At 59.5% G+C, this 19020-nt stretch carries 15 protein-coding genes; 5 read left to right on the top strand and 10 right to left on the bottom strand.

What is annotated here, in order from left to right; genetic code table 11:
- Nucleotides 1-14: 14 nt before the first annotated feature.
- The 6 genes from A6764_RS14385 to sbnA are packed head-to-tail and all read right to left on the bottom strand — an operon-like array spanning nucleotide 15 to nucleotide 8873.
- A complete protein-coding gene (locus A6764_RS14385; protein WP_083989695.1) occupies nucleotides 15-1853 on the bottom strand; it encodes an IucA/IucC family protein in 1839 nt (612 codons plus the stop codon).
- Nucleotides 1850-3715, bottom strand: coding sequence for an IucA/IucC family protein (locus tag A6764_RS14390; RefSeq protein WP_083989694.1), 1866 nt, complete (start codon nucleotides 3713-3715; stop codon nucleotides 1850-1852). Before A6764_RS14390 ends, A6764_RS14385 begins: the two co-directional genes overlap by 4 nt.
- Nucleotides 3693-4955 (bottom strand): MFS transporter, encoded by a 1263-nt coding sequence (locus A6764_RS14395; RefSeq protein ID WP_065066163.1) that lies wholly within the window; start codon nucleotides 4953-4955, stop codon nucleotides 3693-3695. The genes A6764_RS14390 and A6764_RS14395 overlap by 23 nt, the downstream gene beginning before the upstream one ends.
- A complete protein-coding gene (locus A6764_RS14400) occupies nucleotides 4933-6804 on the bottom strand; it encodes an IucA/IucC family protein (RefSeq protein WP_065066162.1) in 1872 nt (623 codons plus the stop codon). Before A6764_RS14400 ends, A6764_RS14395 begins: the two co-directional genes overlap by 23 nt.
- A gap of 27 nt (nucleotides 6805-6831) precedes the next feature.
- Entirely contained in the window at nucleotides 6832-7845 is a 1014-nt protein-coding gene (sbnB, locus tag A6764_RS14405) for a 2,3-diaminopropionate biosynthesis protein SbnB (RefSeq protein WP_065066161.1), read from the bottom strand.
- A gap of 23 nt (nucleotides 7846-7868) precedes the next feature.
- Entirely contained in the window at nucleotides 7869-8873 is a 1005-nt protein-coding gene (sbnA, locus tag A6764_RS14410) for a 2,3-diaminopropionate biosynthesis protein SbnA (protein ID WP_065066160.1), read from the bottom strand.
- A 301-nt stretch (nucleotides 8874-9174) separates the two neighbouring features.
- Here sbnA and A6764_RS14415 point away from each other — a divergent pair, with 301 nt between their 5' ends.
- On the top strand, nucleotides 9175-10020 hold the full coding sequence (locus A6764_RS14415; RefSeq protein ID WP_143862039.1) for a sulfurtransferase: 846 nt from the start codon (nucleotides 9175-9177) through the stop codon (nucleotides 10018-10020).
- Between the two features lie 22 nt (nucleotides 10021-10042).
- On the opposite strand, the gene A6764_RS14420 is transcribed toward A6764_RS14415, so the two are convergent.
- On the bottom strand, nucleotides 10043-11236 hold the full coding sequence (locus A6764_RS14420) for an MFS transporter (RefSeq protein WP_029099328.1): 1194 nt from the start codon (nucleotides 11234-11236) through the stop codon (nucleotides 10043-10045).
- A 230-nt stretch (nucleotides 11237-11466) separates the two neighbouring features.
- Between A6764_RS14420 and A6764_RS14425 the strand changes: the two genes are divergently transcribed.
- Both A6764_RS14425 and A6764_RS14430 read left to right on the top strand, forming a co-directional pair.
- Nucleotides 11467-12267, top strand: a complete 801-nt coding sequence (locus tag A6764_RS14425; protein ID WP_081656528.1) for an MBL fold metallo-hydrolase — start codon at nucleotides 11467-11469, stop codon at nucleotides 12265-12267.
- A 19-nt stretch (nucleotides 12268-12286) separates the two neighbouring features.
- Nucleotides 12287-12658 (top strand): hotdog domain-containing protein, encoded by a 372-nt coding sequence (locus A6764_RS14430; protein WP_029099326.1) that lies wholly within the window; start codon nucleotides 12287-12289, stop codon nucleotides 12656-12658.
- Here the strand turns inward: A6764_RS14430 and A6764_RS14435 are convergent.
- Both A6764_RS14435 and A6764_RS14440 read right to left on the bottom strand, forming a co-directional pair.
- Nucleotides 12655-12897, bottom strand: coding sequence for a mismatch-specific DNA-glycosylase (locus A6764_RS14435; protein WP_319800812.1), 243 nt, complete (start codon nucleotides 12895-12897; stop codon nucleotides 12655-12657). The genes A6764_RS14430 and A6764_RS14435 overlap by 4 nt on opposite strands.
- Before the next feature lie 117 nt (nucleotides 12898-13014).
- The gene (locus A6764_RS14440) at nucleotides 13015-14613 is read right to left on the bottom strand and encodes a peptide chain release factor 3 (RefSeq protein ID WP_029099324.1); all 1599 of its coding nucleotides are present in this window, start codon (nucleotides 14611-14613) and stop codon (nucleotides 13015-13017) included.
- A 179-nt stretch (nucleotides 14614-14792) separates the two neighbouring features.
- On the opposite strand from A6764_RS14440, the gene A6764_RS14445 reads away from it, so the two are divergent.
- Both A6764_RS14445 and A6764_RS14450 read left to right on the top strand, forming a co-directional pair.
- Nucleotides 14793-16313: a carboxypeptidase M32 gene (locus A6764_RS14445; protein ID WP_044900169.1), complete on the top strand. Its 1521-nt coding sequence runs from the start codon at nucleotides 14793-14795 to the stop codon at nucleotides 16311-16313.
- Nucleotides 16314-16438: 125 nt separating this feature from the next.
- The gene (locus A6764_RS14450; RefSeq protein ID WP_029099322.1) at nucleotides 16439-17017 is read left to right on the top strand and encodes a mismatch-specific DNA-glycosylase; all 579 of its coding nucleotides are present in this window, start codon (nucleotides 16439-16441) and stop codon (nucleotides 17015-17017) included.
- A 131-nt stretch (nucleotides 17018-17148) separates the two neighbouring features.
- On the opposite strand, the gene A6764_RS14455 is transcribed toward A6764_RS14450, so the two are convergent.
- On the bottom strand, nucleotides 17149-19020 hold the full coding sequence (locus A6764_RS14455; protein ID WP_065066159.1) for a bifunctional homocysteine S-methyltransferase/methylenetetrahydrofolate reductase: 1872 nt from the start codon (nucleotides 19018-19020) through the stop codon (nucleotides 17149-17151).

A 19020-nucleotide genomic window follows, 5' to 3' on the forward strand; every position in this document is an offset into this window, starting at 1 on the left:
CCTTCGCCGCGTGGTTACGCCAACCACGCCAAGGGATTGGACACGTTGTGAACCCGCAGCTCCGTGTCCGGGAACAAGCGGCGCTTTGCCAACTGCTCCACCTCGATCACGGGCACAAACAGATCGAATGCGGCATAGCGTTCCGCCAGATGGGGAAAGCGCTTGTGATACGCTTCGATCACCTGGCGCACCAAGCCCCAGAACGTCTGCTCCGGGTAGCCGAATGCGTCCGCCATGAATAAGGCCAGCTCCCCCATATTAATGAAGAAAAAGGCGTCAAGCATGAAGTCGCGAACCGCTGCCAGGTTGTCCGTTTCGATGAAGGAATTGCGGTTGACCCGCGCATGGTATTCCGGTGTACCGAGCAGCGCCGGGCATTTGTCCGGCTGGGCCAGAAGTTTTTTGGAAAAACGGATGCCGTCGTGAAAGTCTTTCAGTGCGATTCGCTCCGGCATTCCCTCCCGATGGATGAGCACCATGTTCTGCGCGTGCGACTCCAGGGCGATTCCATGGGCGTACAGCATATGGACAATCGGCAGGACGCTCGATTCAAACAGCCTGGTCAACCACGCCTCCGCTCCGTATCGGCGAATCCACGGCTCGATCAACGGCCGACCGCTGTGATCGACCGAGCACAGACCGTTGAATGGTAGGGCCTCTTCCCCCTCCTCCAGGAAGCGGTGCAAACTCTCCCGCCAGATGCAGCTCAGAACGCCGTAGGTTTTGGACTGCACCACATCGGACAGGGCGGGACGATCGTAAGAAATCCCCATGATTTCGCGCAGCAGCACCACTCGTGCCTCATCGAGCAGGAACGGGTCTGCCATGACGAGCTCCCGCAGCCAATCGGAGATGGCGGGCGCATTGGATACCGTATGGGGCGCAAGGATGCGGCCGGTCGACGTATTGATGAGACTCATCGACAGCTTGACATACGATTTTTCCGGTGACGTATGGTTGGCCAGCGTTCGGATGGACTGCTGCGGCCGATAAGCGTCCTCGGATGCGCCCAAAAGCACCAGACGATTCTCCCGCACATCCTCCAGCAGCACCGTGATGATGGTTTTCCACTGCCAGGGATGGACGGGCACAAACCAATAGTCGTCCGGATCAAGAGAGCGGCTCCTGAGCTTCTGGGCAAACCGGGCAAACAGCCGTTCTCCCAGCTCCTCGCGCAGAAAGCGCTGATACTCCAGGTCCCGTGCGATCGCAAGACGGGCATGCGTTTTCGCCACCGCCACCCAGAGCGGACGCAGCTCTCGTTTGAACTCGGGACCATACTCGTAGTGATCCTCGTAATCGAACCCGATTCTCGACTTGTAGCTGGGATGGTACGGATGGCCGTCCATGATGTCGCCTTCCAGCTCGTCGTAACCGCCTGCCTGCAGCGCTCTTCCCTCCAGATGGCGCTGGTGCTGCGCCAGCGTGTCGTTGAGAAGCGTATGTTCCAGCTCGTTGATGAACGCCGTCAGTCGGCCTTCGTCAGCTCCCACCGACCGGCGAATCTCCAGGAGGAATTGAGCGAGTGATTCCGCTTCCCGGCAGTCGTCACCAGCCATGCGGATGATCGGCGTGTCGGACAGACGGATTCGTCCGAACGTAAATCGCCGCTGTCCCCGGCACAGGTAGACAACCGGTTCGCCTGTTTCAGATTGGGTCGGGATGCGGAAAACCACTTCGCTGTCCGCTTCCTCCGTCTCGGCGGCAATCACGCCTTCGAACAGCAGTGCCTCAAGCAGTTGGCGGAAAATTCGCCGCCGCACCGCCACAAACTGGTCTGACTGAATCGCCGCTTCCACGATGGATGCCCGGTCGGCGAAATCATGCCCCAACTCTACGCGTGTGTTATTCATACGTTCCCCCCAACATGTGCAAGCGGATTTGGTATGGTCACATACAACGGCCGTTCGCCGCGCTGATGAAAGCTGCTGATCAGGTTGGCTTTGGCAGGCAGTCCTTCATTCCGCATCAGATCGAGCAGGATGTCTTTGCCGTTTTGCAAGGCTGGCGATGTGTGAACAACCTCGGCCACGATCTTCCACAGAGCGGTTTCCTCCGTCGACCCGCAGCAGGCCAGCGTGTGAATCAGATGGCCCAGATGATTGACCACGACGTAATACTTGAAACGATTCCACGCTTCTTCCTCCGTGTAGAGCACGGGACTGTCTTCCGCCAGCCGGTTTTGGAACATCGCCTGCTGGCGAGCGCGCGTACGCCCGATGCTGACCCCTTCCAGATCGCGGACGTAGAAATGAACCGGCCATCCGTCGCGAAGCGTGACCATCGAATTCTGGACGTGCGCTTCCATGCTGACGCCATGTTCCACAAACAGCCATAACAGCGGCACAAGGGACATCTCCAGATACTGTCTCAGCCATTTTTCCAACAGCTCGCTCCAGGAGAGATGCGGGCATTGACGGGCGGCCATTCGCACCGCTTCGATGATCGGCGGCACTTCCGCGTAAGGCGGCTGTTCCAGCGCGGCAGCGACCACGATGGGCACCTCGTCGTCTTGAGGTGCGGTGATCGGATTCTCCCGGAAAATCACCCCGAAACTCTCCGTCAGTCTCTCCCGCTGTTCGGCAGTCACATGGGCGGGCGCAATCGTGCGATACCCCGCTTCCAGCAAAATCGTAAACGCGGAAAACGGCATCTGGTTGGCCAGAAACGCCAGCACGCGGCTGGCATCCATCGTTCGCTCCAATTGATCAAGCGGATTGACACGGATGAAATGGGTGATGCGCACATTCAGCGGCAGCTTGAAAAAATAGGGGTGCCGCGGGTCCCACACCGTCCGGACAGACGATGTGGGGTAAACGTTCCCCCCGAGTGCTCCCAGGTCAACCAGCAGTCCGCTGTCCAGCAGGTCCTGCACGTCCCCCCATTGTTTCAGGTGGTTCGCCTGCCAGGGATGGCAGGGGATCAGCCGGTAATGCTGCCGGGAAGGCCCCAACTGCTGCGCGGCCGCTTCCCGCACCCCCGCAGGAGCCCATGATTCGTCCGCCGCGTCGGGACCGACAGTCACTTCCCGCACGATTTCAGGCGCGCAGGCGAAGTAGTGCAGGACAAACGACGCTCCCATCTCCGGCGCGTACCTGCGCAGATCTTCTGCCGAAAAGCCTTGCGAACTCTTGGGAGCAGGATGAAACGGATGCCCGTACACGAGCGACTGCTCTGCCGCAGAAAAGCGATCCGCACCCGACAACTGCGAGAAGGAGCGGCCTTCCCGAAGACTGCGTTCGACGTATGTGCGCGTCTTCTCCAGCGAGTTCTCCAGGTGGGACAAGAGCGTGTCGACCAGATCGGTTCGCGAGAGCGGAAGGGTCGCGGACGCCGCGAGTTCATTCAGCAGCGCCTTGGCCAATTCACGGCAGTGGCCGATCCGCGTGACATCGGCGGTGTCGTTCCGGGCGATCCAAAACGAACGGCCGTAGCGATGATGGCCGAACGGCGAGTAATAGGAAACCGAACCCAGAAGGACAACTCCTGTCGCCTCCAGCACGACTTGCATCGGCGCACCCTGTCCGGTGATCTCCTCCAGAATCTCGGCAGGAAGGTCTCCCAGCCGGGGATCATCCGGGGACAGTCTGGGATCCGCTGCGCCCGTTTCACGCAGATACGCATTGAGCAGTCTCTCCGCCGCTGCTGTTTCAGCCCGTACGCGCCCGATATCGATCGACGCGTGAACGGTGTCAGAGATCGATTTGTTTGTCATCGTTCGTTCTCCACCTCATCATGATGGTTGTAAAGGACGGAGTGGACACGGCATGCCGGGTGCTTGCGACGAGCCAAACACCCCCTGCCATAAACGAGAACCCCATGATCGCAAATGTCCATTCCATGGGAAGATAGGCGGCAAATGCGGCCCCCCATAACGAGCCGGCAATTTGCCCCATGACGAGAACGGAATTGGAGATCCCTATGTTAACCCCCCTCTGTTTTTCATGGGACGCTTTTGCAACCACCAGGAAAATCGACGGAACCAGGGCGGCAAAGCAAAATCCCTGCAGGACGCGCAGCGGAATCAACCAGCCCACGCTCGCCGGGATGGCTTGCAGCATCACGCTTACGCCGCATCCCGCCAAGGCGGCGCACACGTTTTTTTCCACCTGGATCCGGTCGTTGCAACGCCCCCACCACAGGGAGCCGAACAATGTTGCGCCCCAGGTCACGGCCTGCAGCACGCCCACCCAACTGGCGGCGTACGCAGATCCGACCATTTCCTGCACACGGGGGGCAAACACCGTCACCAATCCAAACGCTCCGAATTGAGCCAGCATCCCCGCCACCAGGACATTTCGCATTCGGCGGTGCCGCAGCACGTTTCTCCACGCGTGAGGCAGCGACACGTTCTCCCGATGAGGGACGTGCATCTCCCGAGGTGGTTCCTTCAGCACCATCGCCGCCCCCAATCCGCAAAAACCAAGCAGCAGCGCCGTCGCCCACAAAATCGGCCGAAAGCCGAACACATCCGTCAACGTTCCGCCAACAAGCGGCCCCAAGAGGGAACCGGCCGCAGTAGCGCTCTGCAGGCTTCCCATCACGCGGCCTTCCGTTCCCTCTCTCGCCTGCGATCCGGTAAAGGCAGCGGCGGCATCCACCACCCCTCCGCACGCGCCCTGGAGCAGTCTCGCCAGGAAAAACTGCATGGGGGTTTGGGCCAGACCCATCAATCCCAGACTGGCCGCAATCCCGATCAGCGCCCGGACGACCATCCACTTCCTTCCGAAGCGATCCCCGTACTTTCCCCAGACCGGGGAAGACAGCGACAGCGTCACGGCGGGAGCCGCCAGGGACAGCCCCGTCCATAACCCGTTCGCTTCGGGGGTCACCGCTCCCAGCTCCGCGAGATAAAAGGGCAGGAGGGGAACCATGACGGTCAAGCTGCAGATGGAGAAAAACTGGCCCGTCCACAGCATGCGAAAGTTTCGATCAGCGAAGCTGGATGGATTCATCTTCGGCCCCTACACATTTCAGCGGATTTATCGTTGTCCCGACACCGGCGGGCATGCTGCCTCCGCCTGTTCCCGTTCGCTTCAAGAGCGGGGTCAGCAGCAGGCGGGTAGGCCATGTCTCGCTTTCCACCAACTGCTGCTGCAGTACGTCCCGCACCGCAGACGGAACATCGATATGGGACAGGCACATGCCGATCACGCTTTTGATCTCCTGCCAGAACAGGGCTTCCTCGATGGCGTACGAGGCGGACAGCGCATCCGCGATGGCGTAAAGATTTACCTGCACGCCGAGCGTTTGAAAATACGAGAGCAGGTGGGCGGGTGTTTCGTTGATCAGGCTGTTGGGGGTACCCGGCTTGACCACATACGCGGGATCAGCCAGGCCTTCCCGCTCCAGCCACGGGAGATGTACGCGAATCGTGTCATGGTCGCGCAGCAGCAAGCCGCAGGCCCGCTCATTCCGAACGATCACCAGCACGTTCTGGCCGTGAACTTCCGGCATGATTCCATACCGGAAGCACGTGAGCGTCGTCTCGACAAAGACCTGGGCAATCTCGCGAAACAGCGCCAGCACCTCGGTTTTGCCCGTCTGCACACCAAACCGCTTCGCCGCCCATTGGGCGAATACCGGATTTTCCCCGCTGCGATCCAGCACCGCCAGGGCAGACATGGGGATCAGGTCAACTTGCTCATCCTCGAGCAGATCGCGCGGATACTCCCGGATGAGGCAGGCGAGATGCCCCGGCTTGTCAGCAAACGGATCGCCGTCCGGTTCGGAATATCCCCACCAGTTGGACTCGTCGCACACACGCAGCCGTTTGTGCAGCAGGGCGTCTTTTTCGATGAGCTGCCTGAGCAAGGCCTGCCCCTTTTGTCCGTTGTGAAGGTAACGCGGCGGAAGCACACGCAGTGCTCCCAGGGAATAGATGCCAATCGGCACCTTGACGTGGTATTGTTCATTTCCCGGGGCAGCCAGCGCGCGAACGGACGACGTCGCCTGAAACGCGCCCAACCCTCGAATGACCGGTACGCAAATCTTTCGGGCCATCTCGGTCTGGTAAAGCGACGGCAGCACATGCTCCATCTGCCAGGGGTGAACGGGGAGCAGTAGATAATTCTCGTCGTCGATGCCGGCACGTGCGGCTGCCAGGCGAAGCGTCTCGCGTTCCGATTCATTCAGGATGAAGGCGGCCGCCTCTTGACCTGTGCTCGCCTGGATATGATCGCGCCGTACCGCAATCCAATCCAGGCCGAATGATTGGCCAAACTCCGGGCTGTATCGCTGATAGTCGTCGTCGTTCCACCCGCGTTTCGCCCGCGAAGTCGGATGAAAGGGCCGATCCCGAAGGGCGGAAAACCGCTCCATCTGCAGCAAGGGAGAATCGTACTCATTTCGTTTTATAGCATGCTCTCTCATGGCCGCAAGCGACAGCTCCGTATGCCGGACGGCATCGCTCAATTCGTCGAGAAAGTCGTGCACGTTGGTCAAGGCGGCGGCACGCTCCGCTTCGGATACGGAATCGGCAACGACGCGCATGAATTCTGCCGGATGCAGCTCTTGCGCAGTCAGGCTGCCTTCCCGCTCCGTCAGCAGCACGACGGGCAATCGGCTGATCTTGTACGCTTGAAGAAAACGCCGCGGGAATACGCGAAACATCACCGTTCGCTGCCCATCCAGCGGGACATAAAAGTAGCGTTCCCCTTCGTCCAGCGGGTACGGCCCGCTGCCCGATGCGTTCATCCATGCGGACGACACGATCCCCTTTTCCCGAAATCCCAGCAGATTCTCGTGCAGCATCGCGTTGATCAGATCGCAAAACACTATGTTTTCCGCTTTCGTGGTAGCCATCCGTGGTGTACCTCCTTTCAGGCGGGATTACAGAGGTAACCGGGTGCCTTTGTTTTCCGCGACGGCCTTCCGGTAGATTTCCTGTGCGCTGGCAATGTCTTCTACCGCCATCCCCATCGGATTCAGGATGATCACTTCCTCATCCGATTCCCTGCCGGCCTTCGCTCCGATCAGAATTTCCCCCAGCTCGGCATGAAGCTGCTCCCGCGAGAACCTCCCTTCCAGAACGAGCTGGTTGATGACTTTTTTCTCGCGGTTTGCCTGATCCCAATCGTCCACGACCACTTTATCCGCCTTGATAAACACTTCTTTATGTACGTCCATGATGGAAATGTTGCTGACAAACGCCCCTTTTTGCAGCCATTCATACGGAATGTACGGCTGGTCCACCACTGTGCACGTGATGACCACTTCCCCTGCCCGGACTGCGCTTTCTGCATCCGGAGCGATCACGAACGTTACATACGGATACGTTTCCCGCAAGTGATCGGCCAATGCGCGAGCGGCTTCCGGGTTCAGATCAAAGAGATGGATGGCGGTAATCTGCGGAAACTGTTCCAGCATGGACCGAAGCTGCATGCGGGCGATCACGCCGCATCCCATGCACGCGACACGTTCAAATCCTTTTTTCGCCAGGTAACGCGCTCCAATGACGGTCACGGCTGCGGTGCGCATGCCGCTGATCAGGCTGGCTTCCATCACGGCGATCGGATAGTTGCTCTCGGGATCGTTCAGGATGATGAGGCCGCTGGCGCGTTCCATTCCCCTCCTACTGGGGTTGTCGTGCTTGCTTCCGATCCACTTCAGCCCCGACACCGGCGCTTCTCCGCCGATGTAGGCCGGCATCGCGATGATGCGGTCGGCGATATGCCCGTCGTTTTCGTTGACGCGCAGGTACGGTTTCAGCGGCTGCACGAAATCGCGTTTGGCATGCAGCTCCAGCGCCCTGCTTACAGCCGTGACGTACAGATCGGAAGCGTTTCCTCCCAGCGCGATGATGTCTTCCTTGCTCAAATACAAGATGGAATGATGGCGAGACATGTCGATTTCCTCTCCTTTTGCTGTCATACCGATACGGTTGAGCGGCTGAGCTTTTGCACCCAGGCGTCATCGTACACACTGTCCAAATAACGTTCTCCCCTGTCAGGGAGAATCGTGACCACGCGGGAACCGGCCGGTACCGACGCGATGATCTTCCGGATGGCCGCGATGACCGAGCCCGACGAGCCGCCGGCAAAAATCCCTTCGGCAGCCAACAGGTCGCGGCAGCCCGATACCGATTCGGCGTCGTTCACATAGACAACCTCGTCGATTTCCTCCCTCCTGAGGAGCTCCGGAACGCGGCTGGAACCGATGCCGGGAAGTTCGCGCGGGGCGGGAGGCGCTCCGAAGATGACGGAACCGACCGCGTCGACGGCGATCACTTTGACGTGTGGATACGCTTCCCGAATCCGTCTCGCCGTTCCCAGAATACTTCCGGTTGTGCTGACGGCCATGACGAGGTAATCAATCGAGCCGCTGACTTGTTCCAAAATTTCGCTGGCTGTGCCGTAGTAGTACGCCTTCCAGTTGTTCTCGTTGGCATACTGATTGATCCAATAGGCGTTTGGAGTCGTTTGCAGCAGTTCCTGTACACGCCTGATCCTCGTCTTTAAATACCCTCCCTGGTCATCCGGTTCCTGAACCATGTCAATACGGGCTCCCAGCTGCTTGAGAATGGCCAGGTTTGTCTTGGTAATCTTGGGATCGACCACGCAGGTGAAAGTCAATCCATGCACGCGTGCCATCATGGAGATGGCGATGCCCAGATTGCCGGAGGTGCTTTCAATCAGGTGCGTTTTCTCATGGATGGTACCGTCCTTCAGTCCCTGCTCGATGATATAGCGAGCCGGACGGTCCTTCATGCTGCCGCCGGGATTCATCAGCTCCAGCTTGGCGAAAACGTCCACCTGGCTGCCCGAAAACAGCCTCTTCAGGTGAACCAGCGGAGTGTTTCCCACGCAAGCAACAATGGAATCAGAAACAGGGGTGCTGGTACGGTTGCATTCGATTCCTGAACGATTCATCATCGGCACCTTCTCTCCCAATAAGGCATTTTGTTAATAATGAAAATCATTTTCAATTATTGTTACGAAGAAATTATATTTGATAGTGATAATCATTGTCAATATGATTTTGGCAGATTTTTCATGTGACTTTGGTCCCGTTCTAGTTGGAACCCTCCTGTTCTTACATTGAGAAAATGGTCCGCTGCGAGCGTTTTGCGTGAAATCCTCCGCATCCCGCTGATTTTCGGAAACGCGATCGCGGTTATAGCCGCGGGGACAACCCATCTGCTATCATGGAAGAAAAAAGAAAGAAGGGTGAATCATGCAACCGCTCGTTACCCCCCGTTGGCTGTACGAACACCTGCAGGACGACCGGCTGATCGTTATCGACTGCCGCTTTGCCCTGAACAACCCCGCCCTGGGCGAGGAACAGTACCGCCAGGAGCACATCCCCGGCGCCCTCTATTTCCATCTGGAGCGGGACCTGTCCGGCCCCAAACAGACGCATGGCGGACGCCATCCGCTGCCCGATCCGGAAGCGCTCGCCGCCCGGCTGTCCCGCGCGGGTATTGACGAGAGCGTCACCGTGATTGCCTACGACGACCAGGAGATGTCCATGGCCGGCCGGCTCTGGTGGCTGCTCCGCTACCTGGGGCACGAGAAGGCGGCCGTGCTGGACGGCGGATTTGCCGCCTGGAAGCGGGCCGGCTACCCGGTGACGGCCGACGTGCCCACTCCCGCCCCGCGCACCTTTGTCCCCCGTCTGCAGCCGGACATGCTGGTGGACATCCGCGGCGTGCAGGAACGCGGCGAACGGACGGCGCTGCTCGACTCCCGCGCCGGCGAACGCTACCGCGGCGAACAGGAAACGCTCGATCCGAAAGCGGGACACATCCCCGGCGCCCTGCACTTCTTTTACAAGGACAATCTCTCCGCGGACGGCACGATGCTGCCGCCTGAACGGCTGCGGGAGCGGTTTGCCCCCTTGGACGGACAGGAGATCATCGTCTACTGCGGCTCCGGCGTGACGGCCTGCACCAACCTCCTGGCCCTGCACGCCGCCGGCCGGACCGACGCCAAACTGTACCCCGGCAGTTGGAGCGACTGGTGCTCCTACGACCTGCCGGTGGCGAAAGGACCTACTCCGGCCGACGACGTTGAAAAGTGAGGGAGGGACGCCTCCCGCCCGTTTAGCGATCGATCGGCGATGCCGCTCCCTGCTGGATCAGCCGGTGCAGACCGCCGAGCAAAAACGCGCCGCCGGTGACGAAGAAGACGATAAAAAACGAGTGGTTCCAGTTGTCGATGATGCCCGCCACGATGGGGCTGAGAATGGCACCGGCGGAGGTGACAGCGGAAAACAGGCTGAACGCGCTCCCGTACAGGTCGCGCGGCACGTGAAGCATCAGGATGGTGGACAAAGCCGGGAACAGGAGGCCGGAGCAGATGCCGAACAGAAACATCATCAGATACAGCGACACATCCAGGCCGATCGCCAGCCCATACGTCAGCAGGCTCATCAGGCAGAGGCCGACCAGCGTGCGCTGCTCCGGGGACGTGCGGGCCAGCCAGAACTGGCTGAGCGTCGCCAGTGCCCCCAATCCCTTGAGACTGAACAAAATGCCCGTCACCGAAGGCGAAAGATCGTGCCGTTGGATCAGCAGCGGGACCTCGTAAATCAGCGTCCCCTGCGCGTAGACGACGGCAAACCCGCCGAGAAAGGCGGGATAGAGGTACGGATTTGCCACCACGGCCATCAAAGAGGATTGTTGCGGCAGGCGGGCAGCAACGGCAGCGCTGTTGGCGGTGCTGGCAGCGCTGTCGGAAACGCTCCGGCCGTCCGCTCGACGGCCGGGCAGGACCAGCAGGGCAAACACCCCGGCAGCCGCCATGATGCCGCCCAGGATGACAAACGACTGCCCGTAGCCAAACTGCACCGCGAAGAAGCTGCCCACCGCAGGCGAGACAATCGCCGCCGTCGTCAGCACCATCCCGTTTTTCGCCATCAGTTCGCCCTGCTCCGCCCTCGTCCGTCCGGTTTCCCCCAGCATGGCAAAACAGGCCGGCGAGACAAACGCCATCAAAAACCCCAGGATCAGGCGCAGCACGAAGAAATGCTCCGGCACCTGCACCACTCCCTGGCCGCTCAGGATCAGCCCGGCCAGGAGCAGTCCCCCGGCGACAAACCACTTTTTCGGAAAGCGATCCAAAAACGGTCCGGCGATCAGGTTGCCGCCCAGATTGCTGATCGCGTACGCCCCCAGGACCACGCCGATCATCGCCCCCGACGCCCCCAGCACGAGCATGTACGGCGCGAGCAGCGGCGTCTGCGCATGCATGTCAAACGACACGAGAAACAAGACGACAAACAGGAGAATTCGCATTCCCTTCCACTCCCCTCTCTATCTCCTATCTATATGAAGCAGGTCGTCCCCATAGAAAAGGGGCTGTCTCAAAAGAGGCACCCCGAATGATTGAATCCCAAAAAGCAGCCAAGAAACATCCCGTCTCACTGTCTTAGTGGGACGGGACGCTTGGTTTACGGGTAATGTTGATTTCCTCGGGGTGGTATTCGCGTTTTCTACGTTGACATTTTGACGGAATATTTTGTATAATGCCAAAAATGAACGATCGCTCAATCAAAATGTGTTGGGAAGCGGAAACTGTCACGTGGTTCTCTTTTTTGAACGTATGTTTCCAGTGCAAACATGGCTACCCGGAGGCATGCTGTGCCGAGTGGTTGGACCAGCCTGTAGAGCAGTACCGGATCGACAGAAGACTATCTGACGGCGATGAAATTCATACAGGACGCCGAATCCTGCAGGTTGTTCACACGCCTGGTCATACATTGGGGCATATCTCTTTGTACGAACCTGAGGAGAAGGTATTGATTTGTGGCGATCTTTTCCATAAGAATGACATCGGCTGGATCAATATCTTTCGTGAAGGAGTCGCTGCCGTTCAGCAATCAATCGAAAGCCTGGAGCGGCTGGCCAGTCTTCCGATTCGACACGCCTACTCCGGCCATGGTCCTGCGTTGGATAATCCTCTGGTTGCGATTGATCATGCGAGAAATCGGCTGGAAAAGTGGCTCCATGCGCCGGAAAAGATGGCATGGCACGCTTGCAAGAGAATTTTTGCCTATACCCTGATGATGTACGACGGACTGTCAAAAGATGAAATCGATACCTACCTCCCATCGTGTGGATGGTTCCGGGATTTTGCCCGCTACTCGTTCCAGCTGCAACCGGACGAATTTGTCCCCATCCTGCTTGATGAAATGCTGCGCTCCAAAGCCGCAAGCTGGCGTGGTGATGATCTGATTGCCACTACACCCTATCAGCCGCCAACCAGGGAATGGATGGAGCGGAGTAGCAAGCCTCGCGTTTGGACAACGGAAGGTTATCATTCATGATGAAGAAAGGGGGAAGCTTATGCAGGCAGGCGATGTCCTAACGTGGGAGAGAACATTTACCGAGCAGGATGTGCAAGAGTTTTGCAGAATTTCCGGCGACAACGGCGCGCACCATATTACGCCTGACGAACATGGGCGTTTCATGGTACATGGTTTGCTCACCGCAACCTTGCCGACAAAAATCGGTGGGGACTTGCATGTTCTTGCCAGAAAAATGGAGTTTACCTTTCTCAGGCCGGTGTTTACGGGAGACACGATCCGCTGTGAAGTTACCGTCACCCGTTATGAACGGCAGGAAATCAAAGTGGAAATCGCTGCCGCTGTGGAGTGCTTTAACCAGGCGGGAAAGAAGGTATTGGAAGGCGCGTTTGAAGGGATTATCAGGCGCTAGACAAAATCGCCGGAGGAGCGGGTGAGGCGGGAGACCAGATCAGTGATGCCGTAGCCGTACTCGAGCAGGCGGGCCGTCTCTTCCGGCTTTAGCTGCCGGGGCGTGAGGCCGCCTTCGTACAGTCCGCGCCAAAACAGATTGGCCGGATTGGCGTAGTGAAAGCCGGCTGTCGCCGACACGCGGCCCGGATTGATGCCGCAAAACAGTACCGTTAGATCGCGGCGGATGTAGGTGGGCAGCCATTTTTCCGTAAAGTGGGAGACTCTCCCTAAGGGAGAGTCTCGGTCTCGGGAATGTCATTCGCACCAGCTTGGGCGAAAACGTCTGTTTTTCTGCGCTCTGTGCACGGCCGGCGTCTACGCATGCACCGATTTCAAGCCCAACGAGCTTTCGTGGAACTTGATGTTCGGATACTTCTCCATCGCCATCCGCAGTTGGTACTCGCTCTCAAACAGCATCACCGGCCGGCCGTAGCGGTCCGTCACGGTTTTGTTCTTCAGCGCGTCCAGCGCCGCTTTTTCTCCTTCCAGCCAGCGGGCGATCTGGTACGGCAGGCGGGTCAGCGTGATCTCCACCCCGTACTCCGCTTTCAGCCGGTACTCCAGCACTTCAAACTGAAGCACCCCGACCACGCCGAGGATCAGCTCCTCCATCGGGTAGGTGCGGAACAACTGCACCGTTCCTTCCTCCGTCAACTGCATGATCCCTTTTTGGAACTGCTTGTGCTTCATCGCGTCCTTCACCATGACCCGGGAGAAGAACTCCGGCGAGAAGTGCGGCATCTCTTCGTACTCGAAAGGCTGGCCGACGCAGAGCGTGTCGCCGATCTGGAAGATGCCCGGGTCGAACAGGCCGATGACGTCACCGGCGTACGACTCCTCCACGATCTCCCGGTCCTGGGCCATGAACTGCACCGGCTGGGCCAGCTTGATCTCCTTGCCCAGGCGCACGTGCTTGACGGTCATGCCGCGTTCGAAGCGGCCCGAACAAATCCGCAGAAATGCCACGCGGTCGCGGTGCGCCGGATTCATGTTGGCCTGGATTTTGAAAATGAAGCCGGAAAACGGATGGCTGTACGGATCAATCAGGCCGACGCTGCTCTTCTTGGGCGACGGCGGCGGAGCCATTTGCAAAAAGTTGTCGAGGAACGTCTGCACCCCGAAATTGTTGATCGCACTGCCGAAAAAGACGGGGGTCAGCTCCCCTTTGCCGATCAGTTCCATGTCGAAGGCGTCGCCCGCCACGTCCAGCAGGGCGATTTCCTCCTGAAGCTGCTGCCACAGGTCCTGGCCGACGCGTTCGCCGATCAGCGGATCGTCCGGGCCGCTTACCTCGAAGAAGCGGATGTCCTCATGCTGCGAGCCGTCCTGATACAGCTCCACGCGCGATTTCATCCGGTCGTACACGCCGCTGAAGTGGCTGCCCATGCCGATCGGCCAGTTCATCGGATAGGAGCGGATGCCCAGCACCCGTTCGATTTCTTCCAGGAGCTCGAACGGGTCCTTGCCGTGCCGGTCCAGCTTGTTGATAAAGGTAAAAATCGGGATGCCGCGCATCCGGCAAACCTTGAACAGCTTGATCGTCTGCGCCTCCACCCCTTTGGCCACGTCGATGATCATCACCGCGGCGTCGGCCGCCGTCAACGTCCGGTACGTGTCCTCGCTGAAGTCCTGGTGGCCCGGCGTATCCAAAATGTTGATGCGGTGCCCCTTGTATTCGAAATCCATCGCGCTGGAGGTGACGGAGATGCCGCGCTTCTTTTCGATTTCCATCCAGTCGGAGGTGGCGTGCTTGGAGTTCTTCCGCCCTTTGACCATCCCGGCTTCACGGATCGCTCCGCCGTAGTACAGCAGCTTTTCCGTCATGGTCGTCTTGCCCGCGTCCGGGTGGGAGATAATCGCAAAGGTGCGCCGTTTCGCAATTTCTTGTTCCCATTGGGGGTTTTTCTGACTCATCTTCATTCTCCTGTCGTTGTTCTCTGCCATAGCGTATTCCATAACGATTATAACGACAAACAGGCGTGTGAGCTAGCTCGTATCTTTCCTTTTCCATCAGATCGGGTATAATAGAGGGATGGAAGTAGTAAAAATTTTTTGACTGTATGTGCATCCTACATAGCAAAGGGAGGAACCCTATGACAAGCTCTGTGGAAAAACGCGCAGCCGCCTTTCGCGAGTACGTGAAAAAAATGACCAGCTACAGCCAGGCGCTCGCCGTCCTGCATTGGGACATGCGCACGCAGGCGCCGCGCAAAGGGATGGACGCCCGCTCCGAGGTGATCGGCGTGCTGTCCAGCGAGCAGTTCAAACTGGCCACCTCCAAGGAGATGGAGGAACACCTGGAGGCGCTGAGCGAACCGGCCGCGCTGGAATCGCTCGACGCCATCACCCGGGCGACCGTGCTGGAGTGCAAGAAAGAGTTTGACCGCAACAAGAAAATCCCGGCAGACCGGTACCGGGAATTTGTGGTGCTGACCTCGCAGGCCGAGACCATCTGGGAGGAAGCGCGGGCCAACAGCGACTTCGCCATGTTCCGCCCCTATCTGGAAAAGATCGTCAACTTCCAGCTTGAGTTTATCGACTACTGGGGCTACGACGGCAGGAACAAGTACAACACCCTGCTTGATCTGTACGAGCCGGGCATGACCGTGGACCAGTTGGACCCGATGTTTGCCACCCTGCGCGAGAAAACCGTCAAGCTGGTGGCAGCCATCGCCGAGTCGCCGAACAAGCCGGACACGTCCTTCCTGAAGAAGCACTTCCCGGAGAGCGAGCAGGAAGCGTTCAGCCGCTTTGTGCTGGAGCGGATCGGGTACGACTTCCAGGCCGGCCGTATGGATCGCAGCGTACACCCGTTCTGCACGTCGTTCAACCCGGGCGACGTCCGGATCACGACCCGTTTCCACCCGAACGACTTCAACTCGGCGCTGTTTAGCTGCATTCACGAAGCCGGCCACGCCATGTACGAGCAAAACATCAATCCGGAGCTGCTGGGCACGCCGCTGTGCGACGGCACTTCGATGGGCATCCACGAATCCCAGTCCCGCTTCTGGGAAAACATGGTGGGCCGCAGCCTGCCGTTCTGGAAACATTTCTACGGCGATCTCTTGAAGGCCTTCCCGGCCCAGTTTGCCGGCGTCGACGTCGAGCAGTTCTACCGCGCGATCAACGAAGTTACCCCGTCGTTTATCCGCACGGAAGCGGACGAACTGACGTACAACCTGCACGTCATGATCCGCTACGAGATTGAAAAAGGGCTGATCAACCGGACGATCGACGTGGCCGACCTGCCTGCCATCTGGAACGAAAAAATGAAGGAGTACCTCGGCATCGTGCCGGCCAACGACAAGGAAGGCGTGCTGCAGGACGTGCATTGGGCGGGCGGCAGCTTCGGCTACTTCCCCACCTACTCGTTGGGCAACGTCTACGCCGCCCAGTTCACCCATGTGATGCGCCGGGAGATCAGCGGCTACGACGACCTGGTGGCCAAGGGCGAGTTCGGACCGATCCGTCAGTGGCTGAAGGAGCACATTCACCAGTACGGCAAGATGAAGAGCCCGAACGAGCTGGTGAAGGAGATCACCGGCGAGGGGATCAACGCGTCGTACCTGATGGACTATCTGGAAACCAAGTACACGGACATCTACAAGCTGTAAGAACACCGGGCGCCTCGCGTTTCGAGGCGCTCTTTTCTTTGCCCGCCGCCGATCCCGGCATTTTTTGGGCCGGAAGGGAAATCCGCTTTCGCTGTGGTACAATGGGGCGAAAGGAGGGACAACGGTTGGTTCACTTTACGGAAAAATGGCTGCCCACCTACATCCGCCGCGATCTGACAGTGCTGTTTTGCGGTATCAATCCGGGCCGCGTGTCGGCGACAGCCGGCTTTCACTACGCCAATCCGGCCAATCTGTTCTGGCGCGGGCTGTACGAAGGCGGCCTCACGCACCGGCAGCTAAAGCCGGAAGAGACGGCGCGCCTGCTCGAGTACGGCTACGGCATCACCGATCTGGTCTCCCGCCCCACCCGCTCCTCCGGCGATTTGCGGGAAGCGGATTTCACGACCGGAGCGGAACAGTTCCGGCAGATGGTCCAGACGTATCGTCCGCGGGTCATCTGCTTCAACGGCATCACCGCGTTCCGCCACGCCACCGGCCGCAAAAAGGAACCGGTCTCGCTCGGCCTGCAGCCGCAGCTCGCCTTCGGAACCGGCGAATGGGCCGGCAGCCATCTGTTCGTCATCCCCTCCACCAGCGGCGCCAACGCCTCCTACACGCGCGAAGAACGGCTGGCGATGTTCGGCGAACTGAGCCGGTTCCTGCGCGAGAAAGGGTGGCATCCGCTCGATCCGAAACGCGAGTGAGTGTCGTCACATGTGCGCCGGAAGGAACGGCAGACGGCCTGCATGCCCAAAACAAATGAAAAGGCTCCGGCATGACGGTTCCGATCGCGATACCGCCGCCCGAGCCTTTTTTGCATGGATGGTTGCAGGTGTCAGGCCTTCGCGGCCGCTTTCAGCAGATGGCTCTGCTGCCGCACGTACTGGATCAGCTCCACGCTCATCGCGTAGTAGTTGAAGGGCGTGATCAGATAGATGCCGTTGAAATAGGTGATGGCCACATCCAGCAGCTCCTTGGCCATCTTGAGACCTTCCTGTCTGGCCGCTTCTCCCTGAACCCGCTTCATCCGCTCCCGCGCTTCGTCGGAGAGCTTGATGCCCGGCACTTCGTTGTGCAGAAACTCCGCGTTGCGCGAGCTGGTCAGCGGCATGATCCCGATAAACACCGGGATGCCGATGTGTTTCGTCGCCTCGTGGACGAGCCGGATCGACTCCGCGTCGTAGACGGGCTGCGTCATGATGAAGTCAGCCCCGGCTTCCACCTTTTTCTCCAGCCGTTTGATCGCGGCTTCGATGTGGCGCACGTTGGGGTTGAAGGCCGCCCCCACGATGAACTGCGCCTTTTGTTTCAGCGGACGGCCGGAGAACGAGATGCCTTCGTTGAGCTGTTTGACCATGCGGATCAGGTCAAACGAGGTGACGTCAAACACCGAGCTGGCTCCCGGCAAATCGCCGAAGCGGGAGGGGTCGCCGGTTACCACCAGCACCTGGTCGATGCCGAGCGCGTGCAGGCCCATCAAGTGGGACTGCTGCCCGATCAGATTACGGTCCCGGCAGGCGATGTGGACGAGCGGGTCTATGCCGTACTGGCTTTTCATGATCGCGCCCAGCGCCATGTTGCTCATCCGCACGTTGGCCAGTGAGTTGTCCGCCAGGGTGATGGCGTCCGCCCCCGCCTTGTGCAGCTCGCAGCAGCCGGTCAAAAACCCTTCCGTATCCAGATCCTTCGGCGGGTCAAACTCCACAATGATCGTCGTGCCGGTCTTGACCCGCTCCACGATGCTGGGTTTCTGCCGGTCCCTGACGCTGAACGAGGAAACGGACGGCCGCTCCGTCAACTCGTCGGGCGGGTTGACGCGCGCCTGCGGAGCAAGCCCCTTCAGCGCTTCCGCCATGGCCCGGACGTGGTCCGGCGTGGTGCCGCAGCAGCCGCCCAAAAGGCGCACCCCTTGTTCCCGGAGGCGCAGCGCGCTCTCGGCGAAGTATTCCGGCGAGGACTTGTAGGCGTACTCGCCGTCGCTCAAGCCGAGCCGTCCCGCGTTGGGAAAGGCGGAGAGCAGCGCCCCATCCGGCACGCGGGCGCTCTCGAACGAGCGGAGAATCTCTGCCGGCCCCAGCCGACAGTTGAGGCCGATGATGTCCGCTCCCGCCTTCTGCAGGTGGGAAAACGCCTCCGTCAGCGTGTAGCCGTCACGGGTCCGCCCCACGTCCAGCGTCGCCAACTGGCAAATCAGCGGCAGGCCCGTGAGCGGGCGGATCACGTCGATGGCGAGCAGGAGCTCTTCCAGGTCGAGAAACGTTTCCAGAATCAAGCCGTCCACTCCGGCGTGCAGCAGCGCGATCGCCTGTTCTTCAAACTGGTCGCGGTACTCGTCCAGCACCTTTTTCCGCACCCGTCCGGCGAGGATGGAGCCGATGCTGCCGACGACATAGGCGTCGTCCTGCGCCGCCTCGCGGGCGATCGTGACGGCGACGCGGTTGATGCGCGTCACCTTGTGCTCCAGTCCGTAGCGGGCGAGCGCGTCCCGATTGGCGCCGAACGTGTTGGTTTCCATCATGCGCGCCCCCGCCTCGTAGTACGCCTTGTGAACGTCGTGCACCAGGCGCGGATTGGTCAGGCACAGTTCCTCGAAACTGACGCCCACCGGAACCCCCGAGCGGTACAACTGTGTCGCCATCGCCCCGTCGCCGACCAGCAGGTGGTCTTGCAAATATTCGCGCAAATCTTTTTTCGTTGTCAAATCCAT

Origin of the sequence: Brevibacillus sp. WF146 (genome assembly GCF_001673705.2) — a bacterium.
Taxonomy (GTDB): domain Bacteria; phylum Bacillota; class Bacilli; order Brevibacillales; family Brevibacillaceae; genus Brevibacillus; species Brevibacillus thermoruber.

Coding starts and splice junctions, on each gene's coding strand:
- A6764_RS14385 (WP_083989695.1), bottom strand. CDS start 1,853: ATGAATAACACACGCGTAGAGTTGGGGCATGATTTCGCCGACCGGGCA.
- A6764_RS14390 (WP_083989694.1), bottom strand. CDS start 3,715: ATGACAAACAAATCGATCTCTGACACCGTTCACGCGTCGATCGATATC.
- A6764_RS14395 (WP_065066163.1), bottom strand. CDS start 4,955: ATGAATCCATCCAGCTTCGCTGATCGAAACTTTCGCATGCTGTGGACG.
- A6764_RS14400 (WP_065066162.1), bottom strand. CDS start 6,804: ATGGCTACCACGAAAGCGGAAAACATAGTGTTTTGCGATCTGATCAAC.
- sbnB (WP_065066161.1), bottom strand. CDS start 7,845: ATGTCTCGCCATCATTCCATCTTGTATTTGAGCAAGGAAGACATCATC.
- sbnA (WP_065066160.1), bottom strand. CDS start 8,873: ATGATGAATCGTTCAGGAATCGAATGCAACCGTACCAGCACCCCTGTT.
- A6764_RS14415 (WP_143862039.1), top strand. CDS start 9,175: ATGCAACCGCTCGTTACCCCCCGTTGGCTGTACGAACACCTGCAGGAC.
- A6764_RS14420 (WP_029099328.1), bottom strand. CDS start 11,236: ATGCGAATTCTCCTGTTTGTCGTCTTGTTTCTCGTGTCGTTTGACATG.
- A6764_RS14425 (WP_081656528.1), top strand. CDS start 11,467: ATGCCAAAAATGAACGATCGCTCAATCAAAATGTGTTGGGAAGCGGAA.
- A6764_RS14430 (WP_029099326.1), top strand. CDS start 12,287: ATGCAGGCAGGCGATGTCCTAACGTGGGAGAGAACATTTACCGAGCAG.
- A6764_RS14440 (WP_029099324.1), bottom strand. CDS start 14,613: ATGAGTCAGAAAAACCCCCAATGGGAACAAGAAATTGCGAAACGGCGC.
- A6764_RS14445 (WP_044900169.1), top strand. CDS start 14,793: ATGACAAGCTCTGTGGAAAAACGCGCAGCCGCCTTTCGCGAGTACGTG.
- A6764_RS14455 (WP_065066159.1), bottom strand. CDS start 19,020: ATGGATTTGACAACGAAAAAAGATTTGCGCGAATATTTGCAAGACCAC.